We start from the raw sequence: 22164 nt of genomic DNA, 5'->3' as shown, positions 1-22164 counted from the left end.
TCGGGGCGACGGCGCATTACGTCACCGCCGATCTCGACGAAGGCCCGATCATCGAGCAGGACACGGCGCGCATCACCCATGCGCAGTCGCCCGACGACTATGTCTCGATCGGCCGCGACGTCGAAAGCCAGGTGCTGGCGCGCGCCATCCACGCCCATATCCATCACCGCACCTTCATCAACGGCAACCGCACCGTGGTCTTCCCGGCAAGCCCCGGCAGCTACGCCTCCGAACGCATGGGTTGAGAGAGACGGCCATCGACGGCAGCACGCAGTCGCATCGGTCATGCAGGACGTTAAAGCTGCGGCGAGTGCCGCCGAAAGTTTGGGAAATGCATGCCGGGCGGGCTTGCCACGGCGCGAAAGACTTATATAGTCAGGAAATAAATATTCCGTAGAGGAAATAAGAGGGAACGGAAATGGCTTTATCATGGCGTTTCTCCGTCTTGGCGGATCGGCATCGCGCTCTGGGATCGAAGCTCGAGGACTGGAGCGGCATGGGAACCGCCTGGACCTACGACAAGGACATGTCGGAAGAACATGTCGCGGTCCGCACCAAGGCCGGCATCATGGATGTCTCGGGCCTGAAGAAAGTGCACCTGGTCGGCCCGCACGCCATCGCCGTGCTCGACTACATCACCACCCGCGACCTGACGAAGATCTATCCCGGCCGCTCGGTCTATGCGACCATGCTGAACGAGCGCGGCCACTTCACCGACGACTGCATCGTCTATCGCACCGGCCCGAATTCCTGGATGCTGGTGCATGGCTCCGGCTCCGGCCACGAGGAAGTCGTTCGCCAGGCGGCAGGCCGCAATTGCGCCGTGCTCTTCGACGACGACCTGCATGACCTGTCGCTGCAGGGTCCGCTCGCGGTCGACTATCTCGCCAAATACGTGCCCGGCATCCGCGACCTCAAATATTTCCACCACATGCAGACGACGCTATTCGGCGCGCCGGTGATGATCTCTCGCACTGGCTATACCGGCGAGCGCGGCTACGAGATCTTCGTGCGCGGCCAGGACGCCGTGATGGTCTGGGACCGGATTGTCGAGGAAGGCAAGGAGATGGGCATCATCCCCTGCTGCTTCTCGGTTCTCGACATGCTGCGCGTCGAAAGCTACCTGCTCTTCTACCCCTACGACAATTCGCAGATGTATCCCTTCGCCGATCAGCCGCCCGGCGACAGCCTCTGGGAACTCGGCCTCGACTTTACCGTCAGCCCCGGCAAGACGGGCTTTCGCGGCGCCGAGGAACATGCCCGCCTCAAGGGTAGGGAACGCTTCAAGATCTTCGGCATGCTGATCGATGCCGACGGACCGGCCGATCTCGGCGACGAGGTCTTTGCCGACGGCAAGAAGGTCGGCGTCATCAGCTGCCCGAGCTATTCGTCGCTGACGAAGAAATCCATGGCGATCGCCCGTCTCGACGTTGACAAGGCGGTGCATGGGACGAAACTCGAAGTCCGCGGCAAGACCCTCAAGGCGGGCGCCACCGCCCATACGCTTCCCTTCGACGATCCGGAGAAGAAGAAGAGGACTGCCGTAGGTTAAGGAGCACGCGAATGCTCGTTGCAGGCATCAAGAGCCGACCAGTCTACACGGGACTGACCATCCAGCCCAACGCCCGGCGGCACATTTTCGCGCTCGAAGGGGAGGGCGCCAAGGCTCTCCTCGATCAGCAGCCGGCGCTTGACGACACGGCGCTTTCCCGTAGCGAAATCCTCTATGTCGCCCGCGGCTCGCAAGGGTCCGGCCTGGACGAGGCGCTGCGCCACCTCGGCGCCGACATGTTCTTCACCGCCCCGACCATCGCAACGCTGCTCTTCCGGTTGAAAGGCTCGCTCGCCACCGCCCATATGGGCACGCGGCTTTATATCTCGGGCACCGAAGGCTTCATCGGTCAGGCGATGCTCTTGGCGCTCGAATACGGCATGGACCATGCCTCCGTCATCACCGAGCATCGCGGCTCGCTGGCCCGACGCGTGCAATGCGTCCATTGCAAGGGCATCACCGACGACGTCACCACCAGCCCCTTTGCCTGCAGCCATTGCGGGCTCCCGCTTCTGGTGCGCGACCATTATTCACGCCGGCTTGCGGCCTTCCAGGGCGTCAATATCGATGCCGAAGAGCCCGGCAGCGCGCCTGATCCGGAGGAGTTGTTCCTTTGAGCGGTGGTACTGAAATTCCGGTTCGCGTGGCGCGGATCACGCCGATCGCCGAGCGCGTCAAACGATTTCGCTTCGAGCGCCTGGACGGCAAGCCGCTGCCCTATTTCTCCGGCGGCGCGCATGTCATCGTCTCGATGAACGATGGTGGCCACATGCGCCGCAACGCCTATTCGCTGATGTCGCCGCCGCATGACTGCACGGCCTATGAGATCAGCGTGCTGCATGTCGAGGATTCACGCGGCGGCTCCACCTTCATGCATGAGAAGGTCAGCGAAGGCGACGAGCTGAAGGTCAGCTACCCCGTCAACCTGTTCCAGCCGGACTGGCGCGGGCGCAAGCATCTTCTGATCGCCGGCGGCATCGGCATCACCCCCTTCATCGCGATGATGGAACAGTTTTCCCGCGAAGGCGCCAATTTCGAGCTGCACTACGCCATCCGCACGCGTGACCGCGGCGCCTATTGGCGGGAACTGCTGGAGCGCTACGGCGGGCATCGCATCAAGATCTATTGCGACGCCGAAGGCGGCACCATCCCGTTGACTCGCCTGCTCGACAGCCAGCCGCTTGGCACGCATCTCTATGTCTGCGGCCCCACAGGCATGATCGACGGCGTGCTGAAAACAGGCCTTAACGCCGGCTGGCCGGAACAGAACCTGCATTCGGAACGGTTCCTGTCATCTCTGCCCGGCAAACCGTTCACGATGGAACTGATTCGCTCCGGCAAGACCGTGAAGGTCGGCCATCACGAAAGCATGCTGGAGGCGATCGAGGCGGCGGGCGTCGACGCGCCCTTCCTCTGTCGCGGCGGCGCCTGCGGTCAATGCGAGACGGGTGTCGTCACCTGCGACGGCAAGCTGTTGCACCATGACGTCTATCTGACGAACGAAGAAAAAGCATCCGGCCGCAAGGTGATGATCTGCGTGTCCCGCTTCGAGGGAAACACGCTGCATCTCGATCTCTAGCGGCATCTGATAAAGCGGGACAAGGAGACCGAACATGGCAATCGCCTTCAAGCAGGAAACCTTCCGGAACGACTTCAGCTACCGCAACAGCCCCGAAAACATCCGGCGTTTCCCGTTTCCCTTCGACCGCGACGAATACATGTATTCCGTCAACATGGAGCCGCATGTGTGCGGCCGGACGGGCACCGTCTACGAAAACCTGATCGACGTCGACGAGCATTACGTCGCCGAAATGCACGACCGGGCATTGGTTCTGAAGGAGGATCCGCTGCGTTATCAGGCGCTGCCGCACATGATGAGCGCGCAATGGGATACGCTCGAACTTTTGATGGAAGAGCAGGCGGCGGGTTACCCCGACCATTTCACGCTGATCCGCAACGGCGATCAGTGGCGCTGGATCAACCGCCCGCTCGGCATCGACGACAGCTTCACCTTCGGCGATGCCTCGACGCTGCCCTGCGAACCCTTCGAATATATCACCCGCCAGGCCCAGGGCGACTTCTGCATCGTCGATCAGCGCGACGGCAATCTCTGGATGGACGCCGGCATGGTGACGACGCAGGCCGACTGGTCGCTCGATTTCGATATCGGCATGAATTTCATGGAATGGCACGGGCCGGTGCCGCTCGCCCACCAGATCGGCGTCTTCGACCGGGCGCTGAAATTCCTGTTGAACCTGCAGCAGGGCAAACCGACACGGCGTTTCAACTGGACGATGACGATCAATCCGCGGCTCGACACCAGCCCGGAGAACTACCACAAATGGGGTCCCGATCGCACCACGGTGACGCCTGACAATGTCGGCGAGAAGGTGCATCTGCGCGTCGAACTGCAGAGCCTCTGGCGCCTGCCGCGCTCGAACGCCATCCTCTTCGTCATCCGCTGCTACCTGATGAACATGGAAGAGCTCGCCACCGTGCCGAAATGGGCGCGCCGCTTTCCGCGCGTGCTGAAGACGCTGCCGCCAGAGCTCATCGACTACAAGGGCCTCACCCGCTTCCGCGAGACGACGATCGACTGGCTTTCCAAATATGACGACGGAGCTCCGACCAGCCCCGGCATCTATCCCGACTGACGCGCAGCGGTGCGCACCAGCGCCGCGTGCGGTTTCAGACGCGCAAAACAGGCAATGACATATAATCAAGAGGGGAATGCTTCATGACAAGAGTAGCCGTCATCGGTGCCGGTCCTTCCGGGCTTGCGCAGCTGCGCGCCTTTCAATCGGCCGCCCAGAAGGGTGCCGAGATCCCGGAGATCGTCTGCTTCGAAAAACAGTCGGATTGGGGCGGGCTCTGGAACTATACCTGGCGCACCGGCCTCGACGAATATGGCGAGCCGGTCCATGGCAGCATGTATCGTTACCTCTGGTCGAACGGCCCGAAGGAATGCCTGGAATTCGCCGATTATTCCTTCGAGGAGCATTTCGGCAAGCCGATCGCCTCCTATCCGCCGCGCGCCGTGCTCTGGGATTACATCAAGGGCCGCGTCGAGAAGGCGAATGTCCGCCACTGGGTGCGCTTCAGCACGCCGGTGCGCATGGTCCGCTTCGACGATCAGACGAAGAAATTCACGGTGACGGCGCATAACCGCATCGAGGACCGGATGTATGACGAGGAATTCGATTATGTCGTCGTCGCAAGCGGCCATTTCTCGACGCCGAACGTGCCCTATTTCGAGGGTGTGAAGACCTTCAACGGCCGCGTGCTGCATGCCCATGATTTCCGCGACGCGCTGGAGTTCAAGGGCAAGGATATCCTCATCGTCGGCCGCAGCTATTCGGCCGAAGACATCGGCTCGCAATGCTGGAAATACGGCGCGAAATCGGTGACGACGAGCTACCGTTCAAAACCGATGGGCTTCAAATGGCCGGAGAATTTCGAGGAACGGCCGCTGCTGACCAAGCTCGAAAACCGCACGGCGCATTTCCTCGACGGCTCGAGCAAGGAGGTCGATGCTGTGATCCTCTGCACCGGATACCAGCACCACTTCCCCTTCCTGCCCGACGATCTCCGGCTGAAGACCGCCAACCGCCTCTGGGCCGACAGCCTCTACAAGGGGGTGATCTTCGACAAGAACCCGCAGCTTTTCTATATCGGCATGCAGGACCAGTTCTACACCTTCAACATGTTCGACGTGCAGGCCTGGTGGGCGCGCGACGTAATGATGGGGCGCATCACCCTGCCGTCGGAAGAGGCGCTGAAGGCCAATTTCGACATGTGGCGCGCCCGCGAGGAAACGCTTGAAGATGCCGAGCAGATGATCTGGTATCAGGGCGACTATGTGAAGGAACTGCTTGATGAAACCGACTATCCCTCCTTCGACATCGAGGGCACCAACCGGACCTTCATGGAGTGGGAACATCACAAGGCCCACAATATCATGGGCTTCCGCGATCATGCCTACCGGTCGCTGATGACCGGCAACATGTCGCCGACGCATCACACGCCCTGGGTCGAGGCGCTCGACGATTCCATGGAAGAATATCTGCGCAACTGATGAGGCAGGCCTGCATTGCCGGAGGAGGGTGGTCGTGCGTTCTCTTCCGGCGCATGCGCCGTATTAAATGAGACGACATAAATCCATCTGCAACTCTTCTCTTCGGATGTGGCCTTCATGGATTTTCAAACGAGCATTCTCGGGCGCATGAACGGTTTTCTCTACCGCTGCCGCGCCGACGAAAACTACACCATGCTTGAAATGACCGACGGCATCGAGCGCATCTTCGGTTATCCCACCGACGAGATCATCGGCAATCGCACGCGGACCTTCACCTCGATCATGTACGAGGAAGACGTGCCTCTGATGGACGAGATCGTCGGTCGGGCGCTGGAGAAGCGCACGGACTGGACGATGGAATACCGCATCCGTCACGCCATGGGTCATCTCATCTGGGTCACCGAGACCGGCGGCGGCATCTGGGACGAGAAAGGCGAGCTTCTCTATCTCGAAGGCAGCATCATCAACATCGAATCACTCTATCAGCGAATCGATGAGCAGACCGCCGACATGCGCGTCACCGCCTCGAAGACCAATGAGATCCTGCAATCGCTGCGTTACCTGAAGCTGCTCGCCGTCAATGCCGGCATCGAGGCCGCCCGCGCCGGCACCGCCGGATCAGGCTTTGCCGTGCTGGCCGCCGAGATGCGCACGCTCGCCAACTCCTCGGAAGAGGCCGCACGCGCCATTTCCAACGCGCAACGCAAGGCGGAAGGCTGAGCGTCACCCGGCGCAGCGGCAGATTTGCGGCTGACGTCGAAAGCCGCATTATTAACTGTTCGGCACTGCTGGAGAATACAAAGCGTTTGCAATGGCTTGGCGCAATCTCGCCCTTGAAAACCCTCACGTCATTATGGGTAATGTTAAGGCCGCGTTAACTTTTTGTTAACCATAGCAGCGCTAGACATGGTCAACGATTTCTTCACATAGATGACCAAAGTGCTAACAGACGCTCGCTCTATCCGCATCAAGGGCCGCTCTTTCCTCGCGGTCATGCTGTCCCCGGATCTTCCCATCGATGATTGGTTGATCAGGCTGGACGATCTGGCCGCGCGTTCGGCCGGGTTCTTCCTCGGCCGGCCTGTCGTGCTCGACCTGACCGACCTGCAGATCGACCGCTCGCAGCTGAAGGACCTGATTGCCGAACTTGCCAAGCGCAATGTCAGCATCATGGGCATCGAAGGCGCGCGGCCTTCGATCCTCGGCTCCGGCATGCCGCCGGCGCTCAAAGGCGGCCGGTCGGTTTCCGATATCGAGGTTCCGGCCAAAGAGAGCGTCGATACGCCGGTCAAACCGGCAGCGGCGGAGACGCGTCCGGCCATGCAATCGATCGTCATCCGGGAGCCGGTGCGCTCCGGACAATCGGTAATATTCCCGGAAGGTGACGTCACCGTCATCGGATCGGTCGCCTCGGGTGCCGAGGTCATCGCCGGAGGGTCCGTGCATATCTATGGCGCCCTGCGTGGCCGAGCCATGGCGGGGTCCATCGGAAACGCATCGGCGCGGATCTTTTGCCGCAAGCTCGAGGCCGAGCTGGTTGCAATCGACGGCATCTACAAAATGGCGGAAGACATGGCCCCCAATCTTCGCGGACAGGCTGTTCAGCTCTGGCTCGAAGAGGACGCGATCATGGCAGAGAAACTGATCTGACGGCAGCGCTGCGCGTCTCTTCGAGAGCCGCAAAGGACGCTGTAACACTTTGAATTACTGGGGCCACGGCAAAGGAGAGACAATGATGGGGAAAGTGATCGTCGTCACGTCAGGCAAGGGCGGGGTTGGCAAGACCACCTCGACCGCCGCATTGGGAGCGGCGCTGGCGCAACGCAATGAAAAAGTCGTCGTCGTCGATTTCGACGTGGGCTTGCGCAATCTCGACCTCGTGATGGGCGCCGAACGCAGGGTCGTCTACGACCTGATCAACGTGATCCAGGGCGACGCCAAGCTTACCCAGGCGCTGATCCGCGACAAGCGGCTGGAAACGCTGTTCCTGCTGCCGGCCTCGCAGACGCGCGACAAGGACAATCTGACGGCCGAGGGCGTCGAGCGCGTCATCAACGACCTGAAGCGCTATTTCGACTGGATCATCTGCGACAGCCCCGCAGGGATCGAACGCGGCGCGACGCTTGCCATGCGCCACGCCGATGTTGCCGTGGTCGTCACCAATCCGGAAGTCTCGTCGGTGCGCGATTCCGATCGCATCATCGGCCTGCTGGATGCCAAGACCGCCAAGGCCGAACGCGGCGAGCGGATGGAAAAGCACCTGCTGCTCACCCGCTACGACGCCAACCGCGCCGAACGTGGCGACATGCTCAAGGTCGACGACGTCCTGGAAATCCTTTCCATCCCGCTGCTCGGCATCATACCCGAAAGCATGGATGTCCTGCGTGCCTCCAACATCGGCGCGCCAGTCACGCTGGCAGACAGCCGCAGCGCGGCTGCTATGGCCTATTTCGATGCCGCTCGCCGGCTCGCCGGCGAGACGGTGCCGATCGCGATCCCAGAGGAAAAGAGGAATATTTTCGGCAAGATCTTCGGACGGAGGGCAGCATGAATATTTTCCGTCTTTTCAACAAGCAGAGAACAGCACCGGCCGCCCGCGAACGGCTGCAGGTCCTTCTCGCCCATGAACGCTCCTCGGCGGGGTCGGACCTGGTCTCGCTGCTGCGTGAGGAAATCCTGGCGGTGATCGCAAAACACGTGCAGCTCGACCATGACAAGGTGCAGGTGACGATCGATCGCAACGAGTACGTCTCGACGCTGGAAATCGACGTCGAAATCCCGCTGAATGCAGCCGTGCAGGCGGCTTGAAGATAGCGCTGCCTGTCGTGTCGACAGGCGGCGCCGACAGTCAGGACTTTCTGGCTTTGCGATTGGCGTAGCGCAGGTCGCGTTCGGCCTTTCGGGCCGCTTCATCGGCAATCACGCGGGCGATCCGGTCTTTGTCAGCCGCTTCGCGCGCGTCGGCCTCGGCGCGTGCGGCGGCCTCGGCGGCAGCCTGACGCTCGGCTTCTGCGGCCTGAGCCCGCTCCAGTTCCTCGAGCTTGACCCGTTCGCGCGCAGCACGCCGTTCTTCCCTGGCCGCGGCAATGGCCTGGCGCTCCGCCTGCTTGGCGAGCCGGGTGGGTTCAGCCGTATCCTTGGCGGTACGATACGCATTGAGGAGAGCGGCCTTGGCTTCGGCAGCGGCGCTGCGGCGATCGGCAAGCTCGTTGTTTCTGGCGTTTTTCAAATCTGTTTCCTGACTGTTGGATGTCTGGCCCGAAGGTCAGATTTTCTTTTTCTTTGCGGCAAGAGCGGTAACCGCTGTCAAGCGATCCTGCAACTCCTTGGCCTCGCGGGCTTCGCGTAACCGCAAGGTCTTTTCTTCGCGGGCCCGCACCGTCTGATCGACTTCCTCAACCGCACGGCTTCGCGCCAGGAATTGCGATTGCGCGTTTCCAAAGGCAATCTCCGCCTGCTTGCGTGATTTGCTATGTGACTCTGTCATATCCGTCCTGGATTCATGCGCCGCTCAGCGAACGCAGCAAAAAGGCCAGGCAAATTGCCTGACCTTGATAGTATCATGCTTTCGGCAGTGCCGGTACATCCGCGGTCAAAGGAAAGCAGATTTCAGCTCAGCCAGCCTGGAGATTGCAAGCGGACATTTTGCCCGACTTGTTATCGCGCTCGAGCTCGTAGCCGATCTTCTGGCCCTCGACGATTTCGCGCATTCCGGCGCGCTCGACGGCAGAGATGTGAACGAAGGCGTCAGCGCCGCCGTCATCAGGCTGAATGAAGCCGAAGCCCTTGGTGGAATTGAACCATTTAACTGTGCCAGTGGTCATAACAAACCCTTTCATAGCAATTGACAGACCGCACGTGCGCAAGCACGACGGATGATGATCTCGATTTTGAAGAGGGAAGTTCGTCCAGGGCACGTTGCCAGCGTGCGATAACAAAAGTCAAACAAGCAATATCGACAACCGGGATATAGTCATCCAAGCCGAGTTTGTCAACTTTTAGTTTTTCAGAGTAGTGAAATCTCCGCCAGGTTGTATATCGGCCGCCTTGCATGCCAAAAAGGCCGATCGCCGCCTCCGCCCTCAAAAAACAGGGGTTACGAGCGCGGCCGTGTCTTCTGCGGGTCGTAGTGCGAAAGCGGCACGATCGTCGCCGGCAGGCGCTTCTGGTGGCCGTCGAGCTTGCCGATTTCGACCTCGGTGCCGGGGCTTGCATGCATCACGTCGATGCGGGCGAGCGCGATGGTCTTGCCGAGAACAGGCGAGCGCGTGGCACTGGTGACGACGCCGACCTGGGCCCGGCCGATATGGACGCAATCGCCATGACCGACGGCCTCGTTGGCCTTGATGTCGAGGCCGACGAGCAGGTGGCGCGGATGCTCCTTGCGCCGGATCAATGCCTCGCGGCCGATGAAATCATCCTGCTTGGATTTCAGCGGCACGGTGAAACCGATGCCGGCCTCGAACGGGTCCGTCTGGTCGGTGAATTCGTGATGGGCGAAAATCAGGCCCGCCTCGATGCGGACCATGTCGAGCGCCTCCAGCCCCATCGGCTTCAACCCGTGCGGCTGGCCTGCCTCCCAGACGGCGTCGAACACCGTCAGCGCATCCTTCGGATGACAGAAGATCTCATAGCCGAGCTCGCCGGTATAGCCCGTGCGCGAGACGACGACAGGGGCGCCCTCGAAGCCGCCGATGCGACCGACGGTGAAGCGGAACCATTCGAGCTCGCCGATTTCAGGCTGGCGCGGCGCCGTCCAGATGATCTGCTTCAGGATATCGCGGCTCTTCGGCCCCTGGAGGGCGATATTGTGCATCTGGTCGGTCGAGGAGCGGACCCAGGCCTTGAAGCCCTTCTTCTCGGCCTGTTGACGCAGCCATATGCCGCTGAAATCATCGCCGCCGATCCAGCGGAAATTCTTGTCGCCGAGCCTGAACAGCGTGCCGTCATCGATCATGCCGCCGTTTTCGTAGCACATGGCGGAATAGACGACCTGGCCGGTCGACAGTTTGCGCACGTCGCGCGTCAGGCAATATTGCAGCAGTTCCTCGGCATCCGGCCCCGTCACCTCGAACTTCCGCAAGGGCGAGAGATCGATGACGGCGGCGCGCTCGCGGCAGGCCCAATATTCCTCGACCGGCCCTTCGCTGGAAAAGCGGTTCGGCAGCCAGTAGCCGCGATATTCGGCGTAGTCCCGCGTCAAGGCGGAGAGGCGAGGATGGAAGGCGGTTTCGCGCGTCAGTTCGGCGTCGGCATCTGGGGTCATGCGATAGGCTACCGCTCGTGAGAATTTCTCTTTTCCGGAAAAGGTGCGGACGTGGATATCCGTCGGATCCCAGCCGTTCGCCGCGTCGATATCGTCGGGACAGGACGAGGAGACGCAGACGAGATCGGTCAGCGCCCGCATCAGCACGTAATCGCCGGGACGCGACCATGGCTCGTCGAGATAGAGCTGGTTGTTGTGGTCGATATTGGTGTTGTAGAAATAGTTCAGCGCTTCCCAGCCCTTGCGGCCGGCAATGCCGTAGGGCGCCAGCGCCGCGTTGAAATTATCCGTGCAGTTGACGTGGCCGGGATAGCCCATGTCGTCGTAGTAACGCGCATTGCAGGCGGTCGCGAAAGCGTCGTGGCGCCCGACCGTATCCTGGACGATCTCGACCAGCGGCTCGAAGTCGCGGTCGAAGGCCTTGGAGGGCAGGCCAGGCATGGGATAGCTGCGGCCGAGCAGCGTGCGGGTGACGGTGGAATCAAGCGCGAGATCGAGGCCTTTGTCGACCTTGCGGGCGGCAAACGCCTGGAAATCGGTGCACTGGCGTCCATAGACGTCGATGATCTGGATGAATTCGCCGGCACGTACGAAATAGGCAGCGGCGGTCGCCGCCCGGATGCGGATATCCTCGACCGGATCGGCGACCGGTTCCGGCAGGGCCGAGGCGTAATCGCGGATCAGCAGGCTGCGCTTGATCCTGATCTCGATCGGCGTCGCCGTATCCTGCGCCTCCGGCGACATGGCTGCGGCGGGTGCCGCGACAATCAGCAGGCCCTTCATGGCAATCGTGAAATCCGCTTGGCTGCCCGGGGTCGATCCCGCCCCGAAAATGCGAAGCGCTCCGGCCGAAGCCAGATCGGCGCCGCGGCGCTGAAGCGCTACGCGCGTGCGTGCGGCGCTCTCATGCTCTGCCTGAAGAATGGCCTTCAAACCCTCGGCTGAATTGCTGAATGCCGCACCAAGACCGGCCGCCCGGAATCGTCCCTTTTCGTCGAGGAAAGAGATCTCGCAGACCTGCCCGCCCTCGCTGTCGATGACGCTGACGCGGTCGCCCGGCGCGACGCGCAGGACGACCGATCCGCCGCCCTTTGCCCGGTAGCGCTCGGTTCCCTCCGGCAGGGTGGGAATGCCGGGATAATGCACGAGGCTCGCAGTCGCCGGGCGCAGGCCGCTCGTAGCAGGATGAAGTTCTCGCATGCTGCCCTCATGGGGGATCGGCGTACCCTGGGGCACACCCATACAGGTTACAAAATGCCTCGGGAAAGTAAAGTCATGTTGACTAAAAAGAAAATATCTTCACTATGCATAAAGAGTTGAGACTCGGGGAATCCGTCGGGAACACGGATCGCCAAAATCATCCGGGCCGGCTTGAGACTGTCAGGGAGACACGTTCAGGGAGACGTACAAAGATACGTCCGGAACAAATCGAATGGGGAATTTCACCGATGACAGATGTTGTGGAGGCCGGAATTGCATCCGGCACCGAGGGTAAGCTTGTACGCGCGCTCGATTGGAAGGGCGCATTCTGGGTGGCTGCGGGCGTGCCGCCGCTCGTTCTTTTCTCCATCGGCGGTATCGCGGGCACGACGGGCAAGCTCGCCTTCGTCGTCTGGATCATCTCGATGGTGATGGGTTTCCTGCAATCCTTCACCTATGCCGAAATCGCCGGCATGTTCGGCAACAAATCCGGCGGCGCCTCGGTCTATGGCGCCACCGCCTGGCTGCGTTATTCGAAATTCATCGCGCCGCTGTCGGTCTGGTGCAACTGGTTTGCCTGGTCGCCGGTGCTGTCGCTCGGCTGCGCCATCGCCGCCGGCTACATCCTCAATGCCTTCTACCCGATTCCGGCGGCGGATTCGCAAATGGTCCTCGACTGGATCGCCGCCCATGCCGCTTCCATCACGGCCGATAGCCCCCGCGTCGCCGAATATATCGCCGCCCATGCCGGCACCACCCCCGATGACGCCGTCAAGGCATTGCTCAGCACCGACGGTGTCGCGGCGCTCACGCCGGCGATCCGCAACTGGTCGCTCGTCACCTTCAACATCCCCTTCCTTGCCACCGCCAATATCAATGCCACCTTCTTCATCGGCGGCATCCTGATGCTGATCATCTTCGCGATCCAGCATCGCGGCATCTCGGAAACGGCCAGCGTACAGAAGTGGCTGGCCATCATCGTGCTGGTGCCGCTGCTGATCATCGGTCTTTACCCGATCGTCAGCGGCCAGATCCTTGCCACCAACGTCACCGGCCTCGTGCCGCCGACGGCAGCCTATGCCGCCGCCGACGGCACCTGGAGCAACGGCGGCTGGACGCTCTTCCTCGGCGGCCTCTATATCGCCGCCTGGTCGACCTACGGCTTCGAGACGGCGGTCTGCTACACCCGCGAACTGAAGAACCCGAAGACCGACACCTTCAAGGCGATCTTCTATTCCGGCCTTGCCTGTTGCCTGTTCTTCTTCCTCGTCCCCTTCGCCTTCCAGGGCGTTCTCGGCCATGCAGGCATGCTCGCCCCCGGCATCGTCGACGGCACCGGCGTTGCCGAAGCGCTCGGCGGCCTGATCGGCGCCGGCCGGGTCGTCACCCAACTGCTCGTCGTGTTGATGATCATGGCGCTCTTCCTCGCCATCATGACGGCGATGGCCGGCTCTTCGCGCACGCTCTACCAGGGCTCGAAGGACGGCTGGCTGCCGAAATACCTCGACCACGTCAATGAGAATGGCGCGCCGACGCGGGCGATGTGGACCGATTTCGCCTTCAATCTCTTCCTGCTGGCAATCGCCTCGGATGTCGGCGGCTATTTCTTCGTGCTCGCCGTCTCGAATGTCGGCTACATCATCTTCAACTTCCTGAACCTCAACTCCGGCTGGATCCACCGGGTGGATTCCGGCCATATCGAACGCCCCTGGAAGGCGCCGACGTGGCTGATCGGCCTCAACACCGTGCTCGCCTTCGTCAACGCCCTCTTCCTCGGCGCCGGCGCCAAGGTATGGGGCTATTCCAATGCGCTCTGGGTCGGCTTCATCTTCGCCGCCCTGATCCTGCCCGTCTTCGCCTATCGCCACTATGTGCGCGACGGCGGCAAGTTCCCGGCCGGCGCGATGGAGGATCTCGGTCTGGTCGGCCAGGATCTCGGCGTCAAGAAAGCCGGCATCCTGCCTTACCTGGCGCTCGCTGGCGGCTTGGCGATCGTCCTGATCGCCAACGTGATCTTCCAGCTTCCGGCCTAAAATCGCCTCCCAAGCAGCAAGGCCGAAAAGCCGCCATGGAAACATGGCGGCTTTCTTCGTTGGTGTTGCAGACCGGGCGAGACGACTCATCCGGTTATGGGCGGAGACTCAGCGGCCGCCCTCGATCTTGCGGTGGCGCTGGTTGATGCCGCCCTTGCCGTAGGGATAGTCGAACGGCTGAGGGGCGCTCACCTCGTTCAATCTTGCCATGTCATCATCGGAGAGCTTGAGCTTCATGGCGCCGAGATTGTCGGCGAGCTGTTCGGGCGTACGGGCGCCGAGGATGACCGAGGTGATCGCCGGCTGTGCCGCCGTCCAGGCGAGCGCCACCTGCGCCATGCTGACGCCATGCCCCTTGGCGATCTCTTCGACAACAGCGATGATCGCCCAGGTTCGCTCCAGCGCATTGCGCGGCGCATAGGATTCGCCGCCGCGATTGGGGTTTTCACCGAGGCGGGTAGCACCCGTCGGCATCTCGTCGCGCTTGTACTTGCCGGTCAGCCAGCCGCCGCCGAGCGGCGACCACGGCAGCAGGCCCATGCCGGCATCCTGGCAGGCCGCGACAATCTCAAGTTCGATGTCGCGCACCAGCAGGTTATATTGCGGCTGCAGCGTCACCGGGCGGGTATAACCGCGTGCCTTGGCGATTTCCGAGGCCTTGGCGATGTGCCAGCCGACATAATTGGAGAAGCCGTAATAGGCGATCTTGCCGGAGGAAACCGCATCGTCGAGAAAGCGCAGCGTCTCTTCGATCGGCGTCAGCGCATCCCAGGCATGCATCTGATAGAGATCGATCTGCTCAAGGCCGAGGCGGCGCAGAGAATCGTCGAGCGCCTGGCCGAGATGCCGGCGCGACAGGCCGATATCGTTGGGTCCGTTGCCCATCGGGAAACGCCCCTTGGTGGCGACGATCGCCTGGCGGGCCTCGGTCGGGCGCGCTTTCAGCCAGCCTCCGATGATCTCTTCCGACTTGCCGGCGCTGTAGACATCGGCGGTATCGATGAAATTGCCGCCCCAGGCGAAATAATCGTCGAGCAGTTTATGCGAGGCGGCCTCGTCAGCCTCCGCGCCGAACGTCATGGTGCCGAGGCAATAGGCGGTGACGACGGTCCCGCTGGGACCGAGCTTGCGATAGTCCATTTCTTCCTCCTCATGCGGATACCCGCAGCCGACGCGCAAACGGTCGGGGTAGAAGCCGGGGCTCCTGCAATCAATGACAATATTGAGCTTGAGGCGGCCGCTTGCCGCCGGATGACGTACCGCGCCCTGAGCTCGCAGCGCAGGGGCGAGGGGGAGCATAGCCAATCCCGCCCTCGCGACAAGTGAGAAAAAATTTTCCCGCCTGCCGTCGCAGCCGGCGACGGTTACGGATTTTGCGAAAACGAGCCGGCGATCAGATCGGCCGCAGCAACCCCGGTCTCGTAGGCGCCGTGCGCCGTTGAATAGCGCGACGTCGAACAGGCTTCGCCGGCAAAGAAGATCCGCCCGTCATGCGGCGCGGCGAGACGGCCGCGCAAATTGGACGCGCCGGGTTCGGCATAGGAATAGGAGCCGCCGATATGGGGCACAGCGGCCCAGGCCGACAGTGCGGCGACCGACAATTGCTTGCGAATGTCAGCGCCGAAATGCGCTGCCAATTCGTTGCACGCGAAGGAAAAGGCGGCCTCGCTGCCTTGCCCTTCCAGATCATGCGCGAGGTCGCCGGCGAAATAGGCCTCGACGACAGGCGCGCCGAACGGCCGGAGCTGATAGGTGCCGGTCGCGCCACGACTGGTGGAACCGAGCATATGCGTATCCGCCGGCAGCGCCTCCGGATTTGCGAGCCTCAGGAAGAGCTTGTCGGCGAGGCCGAGCGGCAAACGGGCTGCCGCCTCGATCTTATCAGGCACAGGCGGGTCGAAGGCGATCCTGCCGGCGGCAAGCACATTCGTCGACACGGTCACCAGCACGGCGCGGGCACGGAGCACACCCTGGTTCGTCTCGATGCCGATACGGCCGGCATGACGGTGGTCGATGCGCGTCACCTCGGTGCCGAGCCTTGCCGGAACCGGCTTGCCGTAACGCGAGACCAGCGTTCCATAACCCTCGCGCACCCGCCAGTCGGGACCGGGGCCGGGATCATATCTGTTGTAATCGACGATTGACGACCGCTCCAGCTCGGCGCCGGTGATATAAGTGCCGATCGCACGGATCTGGCCGTTCCAGGGATTGCCGGGCTCGAGCAATTCGGCCATGGCGGCGTCATTCCCCTCATGGCTCTCGAGACGCTCGAAATAGGCGCCGATCGCCTGCCTTGCGGCACGCGCCTCCGCGCCATCACGCTGAAGCTGGCGTCCGCCGTCGTTCCAGGGCGCCGGCGTGCGGTCGACCGTCAGTCCGACCTCGCCGGCGATCGCAGTCCAGGCATTGGTCCGCGCGCCATGCAGCCAGCCGCAGCCGAGATCGAGCGCAATATCGGCGTCAGGCAGTCCAACCGTCCAGGCGCGCCCGCCGAGACGATCGCCGGCTTCAAGCAGGAGGATGGACAGGTCCGGGCGGAGCGCCTGCAGGCGACGGGCGGCGGCAATACCGGCAGCTCCACCGCCGATGATGACGACATCCGCGTCGGCACCCTTGCTATCGTCACCAGGCATCTATTTTCCTTCGGTCGTGCGACGGTTAAGTGGAAAGGGGCAAGGCAGTGCCGCTTCGCTATTGCAACTGTGCCAGCAGCCGCCGGAGCGCTGTCCGCAGATCGTCCATTTGCTGCTGGCTGGTCAAGGCGGCCCAGCTTTCATCGACGCGCCGGCCCGCCGCCATCGCTATCGGCCTGACTCCTTGGCCTTTTTCCGTCAGAAACACCAGCCGGCCGCGCCGATCGTTCGGATCGGGCCGGCGCTCGACATAACCCAAGCGCTCGAGTTCTTCCACGGCCTGGGTCATCGTCTGCTTGCGAACACGGGCGAGCTTGGTCAGCTCGCTGACCTGAATGCCCTCGGGTCGCGCGAAGGTGAAGACGTTGGCGTGCGGCGGGCGGATATCTCCGTAGCCGGCCTCATCGAGTGCCGCTTCGACAGCCTGTGTCCAATGCTGATGGACCAGACGCAACAACAGGCCAAGGGACGAAGACGCCATGAAACCCCCGCGGCAATATAGACAGTTACCTGTCTATATGATAAATGGACAGTTGCCTGCCTATATAGCACGAAAGCGCGGAGCTCCATATGCCGACCATCGATATTCTCACCTCGTTCATCTCCTACGAGGAACTGGGGGAGGGCGACCCGATTGTCTTCCTCCACGGCAATCCCACTTCATCGCATCTCTGGCGGAACATCATGCCAGGCGTCGGGCCAGGCCGTTGCCTGGCGCCCGATCTGATCGGCATGGGACGCTCCGGCAAACCCGATATCGACTATCGCTATGGCGATCACATCGCCTATCTCGACGCCTGGTTCGAGGCGCTTGACCTCGACGACGTCGTGCTCGTCGGCCACGACTGGGGCGGTGCGCTGGCATTCGACTGGGCTTCGCGCCACGCCGAACGTGTGCGCGGCATCGCCTTCATGGAAACCATCCTGCGGCCGATGAGCTGGGAGGATCTGCCAGGCGGCGGAAAGGCGCGTTATGAACTGTTGCGGGGCGCCGGAACAGGCGAGGCCAAGGTCCTCGATGAAAATTTCTTCATTGAGCAGGCCTTGCGTGCAACCACGCTGAAAGGGCTTAGCGATGCCGACTGGGATGTCTACCGCGCTCCCTATCCGGACCGTAACAGCCGGCGCCCGCTGCTGGAATGGCCGCGCGCTATGCCCATCAACGGCGAGCCGGCCGATGTGGTCGCCAGGATCGAGAACTATGACCGCTGGCTTTCCGCCAGTCCTCAGACTCCCAAGCTGCTGCTGACCTTCGACGGGCCTGCCGAAACGCTGTTGATCGGCAGCGAGATGATTTCGTGGTGCCGCGACAACATCGCAGGCCTGGAGACCAGGGGGTGCGGGCCTTCGCGCCACATTGCCCCCGAGGACCAGCCCGAGGCGATTGCCGCCGAAATCAAAAGCTGGATCGACAGGAGGGGTCTCAGGGCAGCGCAGCCGAAGGTCGAGTCTCAGGTATAAAATCTGCGTCTGCGTCACCGTGACTGCGCCATGACAGACTGTTGCAATGTTGAGCCGGTTCATGGGCGGGATCAATCAGCCGCTGTGAAGGTCCAATGCCCCGTTTCGATCGACGACGCTTTCTTCTCGCCTGGCTTCGCGCGCCGTTGCGCATCGCTTCGATCACACCATCAGGCCCCCGCCTTGCGGGCCTGATGACCAAGGAAATTTCTGCGCTCACCGGGCCGGTTCTCGAACTCGGTCCGGGCACCGGCGTTTTCACCGCGGCCCTTTTGCAACGCGGCATTGCCGAGCGGGATCTGACGCTGGTGGAATACGAGCGTGATTTCGCCACGCTGTTGCAGGACCGCTTTCCCGATGCCAGGGTGCTGCAGGTGGACGTGCGGCAGATGTGGAAGACGTCGCTTTCCGGAAGTTTCTTCGGCGGCGTCGTCAGCGGGCTTCCGCTTCTTGCCATGCGGCCGGACGACGTGCAGGCGCTGCTCGAGGACTGCTTTGCCAACCTCAGGCCGCACGGCGCCTTCTATCAATTCACCTACGGGCCGAAATGCCCGGTGCCTGCCGAAATCCTCGACGCCCTCGGCCTTGTCTCAAAAAAGATCGGCTGGACGTTGCGCAATATTCCGCCGGCCGCGGTCTATCGCATCAGCCGCCGCTACCAGCCAATGGCCCTGATCGAGCAGCGCCGCGCATGATGACGGATACGATCCTTTGCGACGAAGCGGCGCTCTTGCATTCGATACGCCACGGGCACCGCAGACTTGCTTGAGGGTGATATGGTTTCCACCTATGGATCGACGGCCCCGACAAGCCCCCATAGGCCCTGCGACAGGAATGTGAGATGCGCATATTACTGATCGAGGATGAACCTCAAATGGCCGCAGCACTCCGAGGGGCGCTCACCAGGCACGACATGGTGATGGACCACGTTTCGAGCTTGGGCGACGCCGAACTGGTGATCGGCGACGGCGCCTATGACGCCGTCCTCCTGGATCGGCAGCTGCCAGACGGCGACGGTCTTGAGCTTATTCCGAAGATCCGCAAAAGGGGATTGACGCTACCGGTCATCGTCATCACCGCCAAGGGAGAGGTTCCAGACAGGATCACCGGCTTGGAGACCGGCGCCGACGATTACCTCGCCAAGCCCTTCGTCTTCGACGAACTTCTGGCGCGGCTGCGTGCCGTCATGCGCCGCTCCGAAACCTTGCGCCCCGCGCTGATCTCGATCGGCCGGCTTTCATTCGATCCGACCTATTGCGAGATCATCGTCTCCGGCCGGCGTCTGGAAATGCCGCGCCGGGAAGCGCTGGTGCTCGAATGCCTCGTGCGCCGGGCCGGCCGCATGGTGCCGCGACCGGCCTTGATGGAAGCGGTTTTCGGCTTCGACGACGAGATCCAGTCGAACGCGCTCGATTCCCACATATCGCGGCTGCGGCGCAAGCTGGCAGCGTCGGAGGCGGGCGTGGTCATCAACGTTATCCGGGGCGTGGGTTATCTCCTGCGTGAGGCATCATGAGCAAACATTGCTCCTATTCGCTGCACAAGCGGCTGTTCTGGCGGCTTCTTGCCGTCCAGTCGGTCGTGCTCATCCTGGTGATGATCGTGCTGATCTCGGTGGCCAAGATATGGGATTACCGGTCGACGGAAGGTACGATCGAGATTCTGCACCAGGCCGTCTTCCGCCAGCCCACCGGAGCGTTGGGCCTAAGGGAGACCGAGGATATCAGGCAGTTGCGGAAAGATGCGCCCGATCTCTGGTACACCATTCGCGACATGCAGGGGCATGTTTTGACCGAGGGCCGGATTCCGGAAGAATATGCCAGCATCGGCAATACGCTCGATCATGTCGGCCAGGCGCGCTTCGGCGAGAATCTCGGCGACCACGACCGTCCGGCGGCAAGGATGAAGTGGATTGCGATGGATGGGGGACAGGTGCAGTTCCTGACCGGCACCGACGGCCCCAACCCGCTCGCCCCTTTCCTGTTCGGCGTTTCGCTGATCCTTGCGAAAATGGTGATTCCCATCGTTGCGGTGATGGCGTTGGGAGCGCTGATCGCAACGCCGCTCGTCGTGCGAAGGTCGCTGGTCGGGATCGACCAGGCCGCGCTCCAGGCCGATACGATCGATATCGACCAGCGCGGCGGCCGGCTCTCGGCAGACGATATTCCCGACGAGATCGCGCCGCTGGTGCGTGCCGTCAACCGCGCGCTCGGCCGTCTCGACGAGGGTATGAGCGGCAGGAACGGTTTCTGACCGACGCCGCCCATGAACTGCGCACGCCAATCGCCATTCTGAATACGAGAATTGGATCCCTGCCGCACAGTTCGATCAAGACCGACCTTCTGGAAGATGCCGCAAGGCTCGCCGTCCTCACCGAGCAGATGCTCGATCTTCAGCGGCTGAAACAGGGCAAGGTCCAGTTCAGCAAGGTCGATTTGGGGCAGCTGGCGCGCAAGGTCATCATCGAGATGGCGCCGCTGGCCTTTGCCGCCGGTTATACGGTGCAGTTCGAGGTCGACGGCGCCGGAGAGATCGACGGCGATCCTCTGGCGCTGCAGCGCGCCCTGATGAACATCCTGCAGAACGCGATCAACCACGGCGGCAGGAAAGGCATCATCTCGCTGACGTCAGGCTGCAACTGGATCGAGGTCAGCGACGAGGGACCAGGCATTCCCGCCGATGTCCGGGATCGGATATTCGAGCCCTTCTTCAAGCGCCATCATGACGGACGCGGCGCTGGCCTCGGCCTCAATCTGGTTCGCGACATCATCCGTTTGCATGGCGGCGAGGTGACGATCGACAACCGCAATCCCGGCGCGGTCTGCCGGCTGAGCTTCCCGCTGGAGAGGGCCGCAGGTGGGGACACTCCACAGCGGCTGGCGCGAGTGATGGATTCAATCGCCTCTCCGTGACATATAGATTCGATGAGCGTGCATAGAGATTCGCAACTCGACATGTTTGCCAAGGCATCGCCCGCGATCGCCAAGGCGCGCGGTCCATCGCGCCGGCCGCCGTCGCAGCCGGCCGGCTCTTCCCAAGAAGACATGGCGCGGACGCTGGAAGAGAGCGGCAATTATCGCATCCTGAGAAAACTGGCCGCCCGGCCGATTGCGCCCGTCAGACGGCCGGGATTTTCGCGGCTCGGCGTCGTTCTCGACACCGAGACGACAGGTCTCAACCACCGCAACGACGAGATCATCGAAATCGGCGCCGTCGCCTTCACCTTCGACGATGACGGCGTGATCGGCGACGTCGTCGGCATTTATGGCGGCCTGCAACAACCGTCCCGGCCGATCCCGCCCGAGATCACCCGGCTGACGGGCATCACCGATGCGATGGTCGAAGGACAGGTCATCGATATCCAGGCGTTGCGGTCCCTGATCGAGCCGGCGGATCTGATCATTGCCCACAATGCCGGTTTCGACCGGCCGTTCTGCGAGGCCTTCTCGACGGTTTTCGCCGGCAAGGCCTGGGCATGCTCGGTGTCGGAGATCGACTGGAGCGCCCGCGGTTTCGAGGGCACGAAGCTCGGCTATCTCGTCGGCCAGGCCGGATATTTCCATGACGGCCATCGCGCGGTGGACGATTGCCACGCGCTGCTGGAAATTCTGGATCGAGAGCAGGGCGGCGAGAGTGAAAGCCCGTTCACCGAGCTTTATCGCGCCAGCCAGCGTTCGCGCATCCGTATCTTTGCCGAACACAGCCCGTTCGAGATGAAGGACCACCTGAAGGCGAGGGGCTATCGCTGGTCTGATGGAAGCGATGGCCGGCTGAAGTCGTGGTGGATCGAGGTCGACGAAGACGGCCTCGGTGACGAGCTTTCCTATCTGCGCGCGGAGATTTACCGGTGGAAAGAAGCAGAACCACCGCTCGTGCGGCTGACGGCCTTCGATCGCTTCAAATCCTGATCGCGAAGCGGTTCCGATCGTGACCGCGAAATCGCC

Annotated in this window: 22 protein-coding genes and 1 pseudogene; 16 read left to right on the top strand and 7 right to left on the bottom strand. The window is 62.2% G+C overall.

The window, feature by feature from the left end; translation table 11 throughout:
• From EEQ99_RS06085 to minE, 10 genes are all read left to right on the top strand, one after another.
• Positions 1 to 245 (top strand): formyltransferase family protein (locus EEQ99_RS06085; RefSeq protein ID WP_280178055.1); only part of this gene is annotated, 245 nt, incomplete at its 5' end.
• A gap of 173 nt (positions 246 to 418) precedes the next feature.
• A complete protein-coding gene (locus tag EEQ99_RS06080) occupies positions 419 to 1552 on the top strand; it encodes an aminomethyl transferase family protein (RefSeq protein ID WP_097630890.1) in 1134 nt (377 codons plus the stop codon).
• An 11-nt stretch (positions 1553 to 1563) separates the two neighbouring features.
• On the top strand, positions 1564 to 2169 hold the full coding sequence (locus EEQ99_RS06075; RefSeq protein WP_097630891.1) for a dimethylamine monooxygenase subunit DmmA family protein: 606 nt from the start codon (positions 1564 to 1566) through the stop codon (positions 2167 to 2169).
• Positions 2166 to 3131 carry a PDR/VanB family oxidoreductase gene (locus EEQ99_RS06070; protein ID WP_097630892.1) on the top strand — a complete coding sequence of 322 codons (966 nt, stop codon included), beginning with the start codon at positions 2166 to 2168 and terminating at the stop codon, positions 3129 to 3131. Before EEQ99_RS06075 ends, EEQ99_RS06070 begins: the two co-directional genes overlap by 4 nt.
• Positions 3132 to 3165: 34 nt before the next feature.
• Entirely contained in the window at positions 3166 to 4206 is a 1041-nt protein-coding gene (locus EEQ99_RS06065) for a heme-dependent oxidative N-demethylase family protein (RefSeq protein WP_127430141.1), read from the top strand.
• Positions 4207 to 4289: 83 nt separating this feature from the next.
• Positions 4290 to 5627 carry an NAD(P)-binding domain-containing protein gene (locus EEQ99_RS06060; protein WP_097544638.1) on the top strand — a complete coding sequence of 446 codons (1338 nt, stop codon included), beginning with the start codon at positions 4290 to 4292 and terminating at the stop codon, positions 5625 to 5627.
• Between the two features lie 117 nt (positions 5628 to 5744).
• Positions 5745 to 6347 carry a methyl-accepting chemotaxis protein gene (locus EEQ99_RS35355; RefSeq protein ID WP_063476227.1) on the top strand — a complete coding sequence of 201 codons (603 nt, stop codon included), beginning with the start codon at positions 5745 to 5747 and terminating at the stop codon, positions 6345 to 6347.
• A gap of 210 nt (positions 6348 to 6557) precedes the next feature.
• Positions 6558 to 7277 carry a septum site-determining protein MinC gene (gene minC / locus EEQ99_RS06050; RefSeq protein WP_097544639.1) on the top strand — a complete coding sequence of 240 codons (720 nt, stop codon included), beginning with the start codon at positions 6558 to 6560 and terminating at the stop codon, positions 7275 to 7277.
• Between the two features lie 85 nt (positions 7278 to 7362).
• Positions 7363 to 8178 carry a septum site-determining protein MinD gene (minD, locus tag EEQ99_RS06045; RefSeq protein ID WP_018448670.1) on the top strand — a complete coding sequence of 272 codons (816 nt, stop codon included), beginning with the start codon at positions 7363 to 7365 and terminating at the stop codon, positions 8176 to 8178.
• On the top strand, positions 8175 to 8435 hold the full coding sequence (minE, locus tag EEQ99_RS06040) for a cell division topological specificity factor MinE (RefSeq protein WP_003574994.1): 261 nt from the start codon (positions 8175 to 8177) through the stop codon (positions 8433 to 8435). The genes minD and minE overlap by 4 nt, the downstream gene beginning before the upstream one ends.
• Before the next feature lie 40 nt (positions 8436 to 8475).
• Here the strand turns inward: minE and EEQ99_RS06035 are convergent, their stop codons facing one another.
• The 4 genes from EEQ99_RS06035 to EEQ99_RS06020 all read right to left on the bottom strand — a co-directional run bounded on the left by EEQ99_RS06035 (position 8476) and on the right by EEQ99_RS06020 (position 12093).
• On the bottom strand, positions 8476 to 8856 hold the full coding sequence (locus EEQ99_RS06035; RefSeq protein ID WP_047613336.1) for a DUF6481 family protein: 381 nt from the start codon (positions 8854 to 8856) through the stop codon (positions 8476 to 8478).
• A gap of 36 nt (positions 8857 to 8892) precedes the next feature.
• Positions 8893 to 9114 (bottom strand): hypothetical protein, encoded by a 222-nt coding sequence (locus EEQ99_RS06030; protein ID WP_047613334.1) that lies wholly within the window; start codon positions 9112 to 9114, stop codon positions 8893 to 8895.
• A 127-nt stretch (positions 9115 to 9241) separates the two neighbouring features.
• The gene (locus tag EEQ99_RS06025; protein WP_097630893.1) at positions 9242 to 9451 is read right to left on the bottom strand and encodes a cold-shock protein; all 210 of its coding nucleotides are present in this window, start codon (positions 9449 to 9451) and stop codon (positions 9242 to 9244) included.
• A gap of 272 nt (positions 9452 to 9723) precedes the next feature.
• The gene (locus EEQ99_RS06020; RefSeq protein WP_063476226.1) at positions 9724 to 12093 is read right to left on the bottom strand and encodes a trimethylamine N-oxide demethylase; all 2370 of its coding nucleotides are present in this window, start codon (positions 12091 to 12093) and stop codon (positions 9724 to 9726) included.
• A 248-nt stretch (positions 12094 to 12341) separates the two neighbouring features.
• On the opposite strand from EEQ99_RS06020, the gene EEQ99_RS06015 reads away from it, so the two are divergent.
• Positions 12342 to 14126 (top strand): trimethylamine N-oxide permease, encoded by a 1785-nt coding sequence (locus EEQ99_RS06015; RefSeq protein ID WP_047613331.1) that lies wholly within the window; start codon positions 12342 to 12344, stop codon positions 14124 to 14126.
• Positions 14127 to 14234: 108 nt separating this feature from the next.
• On the opposite strand, the gene EEQ99_RS06010 is transcribed toward EEQ99_RS06015, so the two are convergent.
• The 3 genes from EEQ99_RS06010 to EEQ99_RS06000 all read right to left on the bottom strand — a co-directional run bounded on the left by EEQ99_RS06010 (position 14235) and on the right by EEQ99_RS06000 (position 17240).
• Positions 14235 to 15266, bottom strand: a complete 1032-nt coding sequence (locus EEQ99_RS06010; protein ID WP_097622832.1) for an aldo/keto reductase — start codon at positions 15264 to 15266, stop codon at positions 14235 to 14237.
• Positions 15267 to 15490: 224 nt separating this feature from the next.
• A complete protein-coding gene (locus EEQ99_RS06005) occupies positions 15491 to 16759 on the bottom strand; it encodes a flavin monoamine oxidase family protein (protein ID WP_127430140.1) in 1269 nt (422 codons plus the stop codon).
• 58 nt (positions 16760 to 16817) lie between these two features.
• Positions 16818 to 17240: a MarR family winged helix-turn-helix transcriptional regulator gene (locus tag EEQ99_RS06000; protein ID WP_097622830.1), complete on the bottom strand. Its 423-nt coding sequence runs from the start codon at positions 17238 to 17240 to the stop codon at positions 16818 to 16820.
• Between the two features lie 89 nt (positions 17241 to 17329).
• On the opposite strand from EEQ99_RS06000, the gene EEQ99_RS05995 reads away from it, so the two are divergent.
• The 5 genes and pseudogenes from EEQ99_RS05995 to EEQ99_RS05975 all read left to right on the top strand — a co-directional run bounded on the left by EEQ99_RS05995 (position 17330) and on the right by EEQ99_RS05975 (position 22128).
• Entirely contained in the window at positions 17330 to 18220 is an 891-nt protein-coding gene (locus EEQ99_RS05995; RefSeq protein ID WP_063476224.1) for a haloalkane dehalogenase, read from the top strand.
• A 95-nt stretch (positions 18221 to 18315) separates the two neighbouring features.
• Positions 18316 to 18915 carry a class I SAM-dependent methyltransferase gene (locus tag EEQ99_RS05990; RefSeq protein WP_063476223.1) on the top strand — a complete coding sequence of 200 codons (600 nt, stop codon included), beginning with the start codon at positions 18316 to 18318 and terminating at the stop codon, positions 18913 to 18915.
• Between the two features lie 146 nt (positions 18916 to 19061).
• Positions 19062 to 19736, top strand: a complete 675-nt coding sequence (locus EEQ99_RS05985) for a response regulator transcription factor (protein WP_097622828.1) — start codon at positions 19062 to 19064, stop codon at positions 19734 to 19736.
• Positions 19733 to 21132: pseudogene (locus tag EEQ99_RS05980) on the top strand (sensor histidine kinase). Before EEQ99_RS05985 ends, EEQ99_RS05980 begins: the two are co-directional and overlap by 4 nt.
• A gap of 12 nt (positions 21133 to 21144) precedes the next feature.
• Positions 21145 to 22128 (top strand): 3'-5' exonuclease, encoded by a 984-nt coding sequence (locus EEQ99_RS05975; protein WP_127430139.1) that lies wholly within the window; start codon positions 21145 to 21147, stop codon positions 22126 to 22128.
• The last annotated feature ends 36 nt before the right edge of the window (positions 22129 to 22164 follow it).

This window comes from Rhizobium anhuiense (genome assembly GCF_003985145.1).
Classification (GTDB): domain Bacteria; phylum Pseudomonadota; class Alphaproteobacteria; order Rhizobiales; family Rhizobiaceae; genus Rhizobium; species Rhizobium anhuiense.
The sequence above is the reverse complement of the archived record's forward strand: the minus strand, read 5'-3'. Positions and strand labels throughout refer to the sequence as shown.